This is a genomic window from Methylocystis sp. (assembly GCF_051061225.1).
In the GTDB taxonomy this organism is placed as follows: domain Bacteria; phylum Pseudomonadota; class Alphaproteobacteria; order Rhizobiales; family Beijerinckiaceae; genus Methylocystis.
In genome coordinates this window covers 1-7,790 of sequence record NZ_JBPFEB010000091.1, presented here as the reverse complement: position 1 = coordinate 7,790, position 7,790 = coordinate 1, and the positions used below count along the sequence as shown (strand labels likewise).

General features: G+C 57.4%; 9 protein-coding genes. 5 read left to right on the top strand and 4 right to left on the bottom strand.

The window, feature by feature from the left end:
* A partial coding sequence (locus ACR652_RS15470) for a transposase (RefSeq protein ID WP_434507054.1) occupies positions 1–92 on the bottom strand: 92 nt, incomplete at its 3' end.
* A gap of 95 nt (positions 93–187) precedes the next feature.
* Between ACR652_RS15470 and ACR652_RS15465 the strand changes: the two genes are divergently transcribed.
* Together ACR652_RS15465 and ACR652_RS15460 are read left to right on the top strand one after the other, a co-directional pair.
* Positions 188–1,009 carry an ATP-binding protein gene (locus tag ACR652_RS15465; protein WP_434507372.1) on the top strand — a complete coding sequence of 274 codons (822 nt, stop codon included), beginning with the start codon at positions 188–190 and terminating at the stop codon, positions 1,007–1,009.
* A 968-nt stretch (positions 1,010–1,977) separates the two neighbouring features.
* Positions 1,978–2,550, top strand: a complete 573-nt coding sequence (locus ACR652_RS15460; protein WP_434507371.1) for a hypothetical protein — start codon at positions 1,978–1,980, stop codon at positions 2,548–2,550.
* 65 nt (positions 2,551–2,615) lie between these two features.
* Here the strand turns inward: ACR652_RS15460 and ACR652_RS15455 are convergent, their stop codons facing one another.
* Positions 2,616–2,927, bottom strand: a complete 312-nt coding sequence (locus tag ACR652_RS15455; protein ID WP_434507370.1) for a PAS domain-containing protein — start codon at positions 2,925–2,927, stop codon at positions 2,616–2,618.
* The gene (locus ACR652_RS15450) at positions 2,915–3,421 is read right to left on the bottom strand and encodes a PAS domain-containing protein (RefSeq protein ID WP_434507369.1); all 507 of its coding nucleotides are present in this window, start codon (positions 3,419–3,421) and stop codon (positions 2,915–2,917) included. Before ACR652_RS15450 ends, ACR652_RS15455 begins: the two co-directional genes overlap by 13 nt.
* Before the next feature lie 355 nt (positions 3,422–3,776).
* Here ACR652_RS15450 and ACR652_RS15445 point away from each other — a divergent pair, with 355 nt between their 5' ends.
* Together ACR652_RS15445 and ACR652_RS15440 are read left to right on the top strand one after the other, a co-directional pair.
* Positions 3,777–4,859 carry a CHASE3 domain-containing protein gene (locus ACR652_RS15445; RefSeq protein ID WP_434507368.1) on the top strand — a complete coding sequence of 361 codons (1,083 nt, stop codon included), beginning with the start codon at positions 3,777–3,779 and terminating at the stop codon, positions 4,857–4,859.
* A gap of 13 nt (positions 4,860–4,872) precedes the next feature.
* Positions 4,873–5,652 carry an ATP-binding protein gene (locus ACR652_RS15440; protein WP_434507367.1) on the top strand — a complete coding sequence of 260 codons (780 nt, stop codon included), beginning with the start codon at positions 4,873–4,875 and terminating at the stop codon, positions 5,650–5,652.
* A 975-nt stretch (positions 5,653–6,627) separates the two neighbouring features.
* Here ACR652_RS15440 and ACR652_RS15435 read toward each other — a convergent pair.
* A complete protein-coding gene (locus ACR652_RS15435; protein ID WP_434507366.1) occupies positions 6,628–7,113 on the bottom strand; it encodes an ATP-binding protein in 486 nt (161 codons plus the stop codon).
* Between the two features lie 80 nt (positions 7,114–7,193).
* Between ACR652_RS15435 and ACR652_RS15430 the strand changes: the two genes are divergently transcribed.
* Positions 7,194–7,790 (top strand): IS701 family transposase (locus ACR652_RS15430; protein WP_434507365.1); only part of this gene is annotated, 597 nt, incomplete at its 3' end.

Here is a 7,790-nt window from a genome sequence, read left to right as displayed (position 1 = left end):
GCGCCCTCGTCCATGAGCGTCAGATAAGGCGCAACCAGCGACCACTCTTCGTCGCTGACGTCAGAAGGATACGGTTTGCGAATCGAAGACATCCGATTCTACTAAAGCAATCAATCACCAAAGTACATAACACCCTCTAGTCCCAAAGGTTATCGAACCAAAAAGCGTGGTTGCGGGGTTGGAGGAAATGCTGAGGCGAACTATAGGGCCCGAAATAAGGCTGGAGTTGATTTTAGACGCGGCACAGAGCGTGGCCTGTGATCCATCTCAGCTGGAGAGCGCATTGTTGAACCTTGCGATCAATGCCCGTGACGCCATGCCAGAAGGCGGCGTCCTTAGAATTCGTCTTATTGACCGGAAGCTAACCAGTGGCCTTGAGGACCCCGAATTGGAGCCAGGCAGCTACGTAGAGATAGAGGTGAGCGATGATGGCGTCGGTATGAGCCCGGAGCAGCTAATTCGTGTGCTTGAGCCCTTCTTCACAACGAAACCAACCGGCAAAGGAACGGGGCTGGGGTTGCCCCAGGTTTACGGTTTCGCGCGTCAGTCTGGAGGAAATGTTCGAATTTGCAGCTCCATCAACAAAGGGACAACAGTTCAGATATTCCTCCCAGCATGCAAACCTTCGATGCCCGCGGCCGCCACCGAAATGAAGGTTGAGGGCCAAAAAATGCCTCCTCGAAGAAACCATAGAGGAAAGGCTTTGGTTGTCGAGGATCAGCCGGAGGTACGCTCGCTGATTACCGACACTATCGAGGATATGGGCCTTATCGTTATCGTAGCGAGCGATGGTCAGGCTGGCATGGACGTCATCGAATCATGCGAGCCTTTAGACTTGCTTATCACAGACGTGGGTCTTCCCGGAGTGAGCGGCCGCCATATCGCTGAGGCTGCTCGCGCGGCCCAACCAAGTATTCCGATTCTACTTATCACCGGCTATGCAGGGGAGCTGTTAGACGCCTTTCAGGCTACGGAGAGCGTCTCGGTGCTCCGAAAGCGTCACTCTTGAGAGTTTGACGGGCGCGATCCAAAAGCTCCTAAACGTCCCAGCATCGGGCGCCGGGGAGCCATAGGACTAGAGCGCGAGTGAATTTTGGCCCACCAGCCGCGCAATCGATGCGAGACTTACTCAATAAAGCTTAGAGCGTCATTGGCGGTGATCACCACTTCTCCAGCTGGCGAAACGCGCCCACGATCGTACTTTTCACACGCGAGCGCTTCTAGAGCAGGTCGATCCGACGCTAGTTGAGCCCCGACTGCTCATTAGGGGCTGGGGCCCGACCAACGAGTGCGTCTTGCATGGCAAGGGGCGAGGGTGAGTTTGAAGGCTGGCTGAATGATGAAGCGCCACTGGCGCGCACCTCATTCAACGTCTGGGCGGCTCCACGGAGGCGGCGGCCGAGGTTGGTCGCTCAAAAATGACACGGCCGGCCGATCGCCCATCTGAAGCCGCCAGTAGCGGCTAGGGCGGGCGAGGTTCCGCCTCCCCAGCCTTAGCTGGCCGACGCGAGGGGCACTTCGCAACGGCCGCGCGGACGCTATCACGGCGCGGCACCAAATGGCTAGCAAGTCTCCTTACGCAAAAAACTGGCGGCCGCTGAGGGCACGCAGACTTGTCATCCGAATGGATCGGGACGCAGTCCATGGCGACCGGATGCGTGGTTGCTACCAGCTGCGGCTGTAAAGGCGCTCGTCGCTACCAGAAAATCAAGCGCGCCCCAAGAAGGACTAAACCGGCCAAACGTCACTGGCGGCGCCGTCAGGCGAGACTGCAGTAGAAGCTTGCCGGGCGAGGATGCAAGCCTACTTTGCCCTTCACCTCTCCTTGGGTCCTACTTTTGCGGGTAATCAGCGGGGGCTACTTTTGAGAGGTCAGAGGCCGTCCGGCACCGGGCGGCCGCGCGCATGCCGCTGTGACTTTTTCACCTCGCTACTGCGTGGCAAGGGTGCAGGTGGGAACCACGCTGAGGTTGCGCAATGTTCAGGTGGGCAGCGGCAGCCTTTTTGATCGGATATCACCCGTGCGCAGCTTTTTTCGAAGCGACCTTACAGCCAGCCGCGCGGATGATTCTTCTCAGAGAAGGCCAAGTGCCGGAGCATTTGAGCTGCGTTTTTGGCAAAGAAGGAACCAAGTCTAAAGTGGCGGTGAAACTTGCTGTAGAGAACAGGAATCTTCTCGACGTAGTTTACCGAGGCGAAGTTCTTCTCGACAAAAAATCAGTGTTTGGAAGAGCCATTGGATTTTCACTGTCCAAGCCGCAGTTCGGCGTCGAGACTTTCGGCGCTGGCGTATTCACATCGAAACAGGACGAAGCCACGCAGCAGCTTTATTATGCGCAGTTCTTCATAACTCTCGATCTCAATAGCAGGGCGGCTACGCTTGAGGCGTCCACATTCGATGCGGCGATAACCCTAGCGGGAAACTGTAAATCCCGGTTAGCTGCTTTTCACCCTGTCCATTGGTATTTACACACCGCGACGAAGTTCCGGCCCCAGAGGACCTTGCGAATAGGCCGCCGCGGCGTCAGCAAGGCTCCCCATCGTCCATAACCAATAACCCTCCTCACATAGTCCCCGCAGCCGCTCACCAGCCTCCCGCGAGCCTATCCAAGGAATTAAACTCCGTCTTTGAGATCAGAAAGTAGGAGAACAGCAATAGAAGCTCCCGCGAGGCCGTCCACACGATTGGCGACCGCGTGGCCTCGGAACACCGAACCGTCCCGCCGGAGAAAAAGATTATCCGCTTCAAAGACCCCGCGGACTCCGTCCGCGAGTCCCCTCAACCCATCCCAGTCATTGTCGCAATCATCCACCAGAAAGTCATGAATTCGCATATTGTGAAGCTCAGCGGGTTGCCACCCAAGCAGCGAGGCAAACCTGCGGTTAACCTGGATAAAACGACCCGTCCTTGTATCTATTTGCGCCAACGCTGCGTTTGTCGTTTCGAAAACCGCCCGAAACAATGCTTCGCTATAGAGCAGTTTCTTCTCAGCCCGCCTTTTCTCTGTGACATCCTGCGTGGTGCAATTAGGCGCGCTGCCTTCTTTTCGGAAAACAGAACGCGCCCCGTCGCGACGATCCAGCGCTCGATTCGATCTTCTATCCCTACGACCCTGTATTCGGCTTGATAGTAGCCGCCGTTTTGTGGATCGAGCGCGCGTTCGACTGCGTCCTCAACGGCGGCTCTGTCCATCGGGTGCACGCCTTGCATGAAGATTTCATAATCGACATGCGCGCCCGGCCTTAAACCCCATTGCGCTCTGACCCTGTCGTCCCAGACCAGTTCACCTGTTTGCGGCTCCCAGACGTGGATCCCGATGCCCCCCGACTCGAGGGCCATCTGGAGAACCAAGTCGTTCTCCCGGAGCGCGTTTTCCAAAAAAACTTGCTTCTGGCTGTCAAGGCGGCGCCGCTCGTCCACATCCCCCTCCACGCGCGTGCTAGCTCCATTCCCATGTAAGGGCGGGATAATCTAGCATTACCCCTGCCAAGCTTAAATGGACACGCCTGGGCGGGATTGAGTGTTTTTTGGGCGGGCTACTCCCGGGAGGCGCTCGCTCCGGCCGCAGTAACTCGCTTCATCAGCAGGAGAGCAATGGTTGCGTTCACGCTGAGCCCCGACGGGGCCCGGAGGAGCGGGATCACGCGCCACCTAAAGTGCGTTAAGAGGGGGATGTGATTGCCGGGGTCGCCTTCTCGGAAAAGCCTCGTCCGTATTCTCCCGCTTCTCAGGTCTATGATAATGAATCAGCAAACCTAACTTTTGGCGGGTTAAAGTGAAGCTTCCGCATAGACAGCGCGCAGCCTTGCTCTCCGTATTGTTCGCCATGGCCATCGTCGGATTTGCGGTGGTTGCTGCGATGCACACAGAGGGCCGCAAACGTGACGCCTCTATGTGGGTAAGGCATACAATGGCTGTGAAAAACAGCCTCGGTAGCCTTTCTGCGTTGCTCCGCCGCGCCGAGAGCGGTGAGCGCGGCTTCATTGCGACGCAGGATCACCGATTCCTAGAGCTCCCCTACGAAACGGTCGCGCCTCAGATAGAGAGGAAGATCGACGATCTTCGCGACCTTGTGGCCGACAACACGAAGCAGCTTATCGCGATAGAACGCGTGCTTCCCCTCATCCGCGAAAGATTGGAGTTGATGAGGAGCAGGGTCCGAAGCGTCGCCGAAGGACGCCCTGAGGAGGCGCTGGCGTCGTTAAAAGGCGGACACGGGCTGGAAATTATGCGCCAAGCGACGCGTATCTTTGATGAGATGATGAGCGAGGAGGATCATCTTTATCAGCAAAGGGAGCAGGCCTATCTGGGCGCCGCAGAGGCGCTCGAGATCGTCTTTGGCTTTCTCTTCCTTGCGGTGGCTGCGTCTGGCCTTTTCGTCTTATTGACATCTGAGCGCCAACTCATCGCCCTCGAAGCCGCGAATGAAAATTTAAAGACAGCGTATCAAGAAGTTATCCAACAATCGAGCGAGCGAGTAAAGGTTGAGGCTCAGCTGCGCCAAGCCCAGAAGCTCGAAGCCATGGGCCAACTGACAGGCGGTATCGCTCACGACTTCAACAATATGCTGGCCGTCATCGTCTCAAGCCTCAATATACTGAGACGGAAACTCAAAACCGTGGAAGGCGACTTCCACATGCTTGTTGATGCCGCCGAGGAGGGCGCAGACAAGGCCGCCCGGCTCGTTCGTCGCCTCCTCGCCTTCTCACGCGAGCAGGCCACTCGACCCCAAGGTATTAGACGCCAACGATCTTGTTCGTGGCATGTCGGATATTTTGCGGCGGACGACAGGCTCCAAGATCGAGTTGGAGACGCACCTGGCGGAGGGTCTATAGGAGGCGTGCCTCGACGCTCATGAGCTCGAGAATGCATTGCTGAACCTGGCGGTGAACGCCCGCGACGCCATGCCAAATGGGGGACGGCTAATCGTCACCACCGAGAACGCTATGATCGACGAGAGCTATTCAGCGCAAAATCCTGGCGTCCAGCCTGGTGAGTATATCAAGCTCTCAGTCGCCGACACCGGCGAGGGGATGAAGCCAGACGTCGTAGCGCGCGCCTTCGACCCGTTTTTCACAACGAAACCGATGGGTAAGGGGACCGGACTTGGATTGTCCCAAGTTCATGGCTTCGTGAAACAATCGAACGGCCACATTAAGATTTACTCCGAGCCGGGGCTTGGAACCAATATTAGCATTCTGTTCCCGCGCTTCCTCGGAGCCGCAGGCGCCAACTCCCGTTCGGACGACGCAGAACTGCCGCTCGGGAAGCCGGAGGAAATGATGCTTGTCGTCGATGACGATCCCACCGCCTTGAAGCTCACTGCGCTCGCTGCCCGCGAACTGGGTTACACCGTTCAAGAGGCGGGAGGAGGCGCAGCGGCGATTGGCGTCCTGAGGGCGCATCCAGAAGTCGCTCTCCTTGTTACGGATGTGGTGATGCCGGAGATGGACGGAGCGCAATTGACGCGGGAGGCAGTGTTCCGGCGGCATGACTTGAAGGTTCTCTACATGACGGGCTTTCCCCGGGCGATGCTGCTTGGACAGAATATCCAGATCGAAAACGTTCTCACCAAGCCATTCACTCTGCGCCAATTTGCCCAGACTGTGCGAAAGATTCTCGACAGCCCAATCAAGGGAACCAGACGCTGACGCTGCTGTGTGAAATCAGCGCTGCTCTCTTACCGTCTCACTGTTGACTTGTGTTTCCAGGATTTCCAGAAGGAGACGAATCTCCTCCGGCAAGGATGAGAGGATCAGCCCATGGGTGGCGCTTCGTATTGCCTCTCCCAACTGTCTTCGAACGATACTTGCGTCGTCCTCCCCAATGCATTGCGCCGCCTGCATCACAAGATTCCTGACTGCTTCAGATTCTACCGAAATGTCCCCCCGAAGCGAGATTTCAAGAGATGGAGGGAGGAGACCCTGCGCCATCTGATGCTTGCGACGGCCTATCGAAAGCTCAGCTCGAGGAGTCTGCCTCCAAACTTGCGGTCGGACAAGTAGGCGCGTGGTTGGTTGTGCCCTGTAGCCGCTCTCATGAGGGCTTGAGCTTGAAAAGGGATGAAGCGCGCAGTCATGAAGGCTCCTAAATATTCTGAGATGGAGCATGTTCCTGCTCTTGGCCCTGGCTGTAGCCTTGACCCTGTTCGCCCTTTTCGTCGCTACGCGAGTCAACCCCGCGCAAGCGCGGCAACCTTGTCGCAACCACGCCAAACAAGTTTATCCCGGTATTCTCAAGCGGGCTCAATAAAATGCTACATCAACCCAGCGCTCATAGCTCTCTCCATCGCTCACCCACGGTCAGGCATCGGTTTCCCTTGGGTTCGAGTGTGCGCTTTGCGGCAGAGGATGACCGCCTGACGAAGGCGGGCGCATCTACGATCGTGCGCCTGTTGCCTGAGAGTTATGAGGGGCCGCTTTATCGGCTCCAGAGCGAAGTTGACGGCCATGAACGTGTCGCTCCTGAAGCGCTTCTGCGCCTGGCCCCTGCCTCGGCGAGAAAACCGGATTACCACTCATAAGCGCGAAGGTTTCGCGGCGCGTCCTCTCTCGCCGAGGAAACATTCCTGGCGAGCGGGCTTTCTGTCGAGCGCGATCAAATCACACGACAAGCAGACTCATGTTCTACGCGGGGAAAGTCAGAGAAACTCTCGTTCCGCGGGTCAGACTTTCGACGTACAAATCGCCCTGTAGCTCATCTGCCAGTTCGCCCATGTAACCCATCCCTCGTCCCTTCCGCATGACAGGCTTTTCGAACCCTACCCCGTTATCTGCAACGATCAGCCGATAACCCTGATCCACGCTGGCGAAGGTCACCAATAGAGTTCCCGAAGTCGCGCCTCGGAAAGCGTGCTTCATTGAGTTCATGACCGCCTCGCACAGGACCAACCCCAGGCAGCGTGCGCGATTGCGCGGTAGACTATAGTTGGCTTCTATCCTTGTTATGAATACGGTTTGCTCTCCGAAAGCATGCTCGATCGAATGTAGCAACCAGCTCAAAAACGGCTCGACAAGCGTATCGCCTTCATTGCCACACAGGGAGTCATTGAGCTCGGCGAGGTTGGCGATCCGAGTTAGGCAACGGGCGCAAACTTCTGGTTGCCCCGCCATCCGGGCCTAGCATTACAGTTGCATTTTTGGCGGAGTTCTGACTCGATGGGACACCATGATTCGGACTGGGGATCATGGGAATGTCGAGAGCCTCGATCGAGACGACGCTGGAGTTGTGGGCTTCGTCGCTGCGTGACGTGAAGCGTCGGATGCGACCTCTCTTCACGCAGGAGCGTGTTGCGCGGTCCGCGGAGCATTTTCTCGACGGGTTGCTGGGCGAAGAGCGGCGCAAGACTGGCTGGATGCGGGCTGAAGCCGCTGGCGATCAGGGACCTTGGCGGCAACAGGCAATTTTGGGCCGCGGCCGTTGGGACGCGGATGCGCTGCGCGACATTGTGCGTGATTATGCGCTCGAAACCCTGGCGGATGACGATGCGGTTCTCGTCATAGACGAGACGGGCTTCCTCAAGCAGGGCAAGGCGTCCTGCGGCGTCGCGCGGCAATACACGGGCTCAGCGGGCAAAGTCACCAACTGCCAGATCGGCGTTTTCGCCTGCTACGCCACCGAGCGCGGCCATGCTTTTATCGACCGTGAACTTTATCTGCCCAAGAGTTGGACCGAAGATAAAGCGCGTATGTCGAAGGTGCATGTTCCGCAGGAGATTGTCGACAGCGCCAATGGCGGCTTCGCCACCAAGCCGGCATTGGCGCTCGCCATCATCGAAAGAGCGATCAAG

What these genes read in the sequence shown, in the direction of transcription:
- ACR652_RS15465 (WP_434507372.1), top strand. Translation starts at nt 188, where the DNA reads ATGCTGAGGCGAACTATAGGGCCCGAAATAAGGCTGGAGTTGATTTTA.
- ACR652_RS15435 (WP_434507366.1), bottom strand. Translation starts at nt 7,113, where the DNA reads ATGGCGGGGCAACCAGAAGTTTGCGCCCGTTGCCTAACTCGGATCGCC.
- ACR652_RS15460 (WP_434507371.1), top strand. Translation starts at nt 1,978, where the DNA reads ATGTTCAGGTGGGCAGCGGCAGCCTTTTTGATCGGATATCACCCGTGC.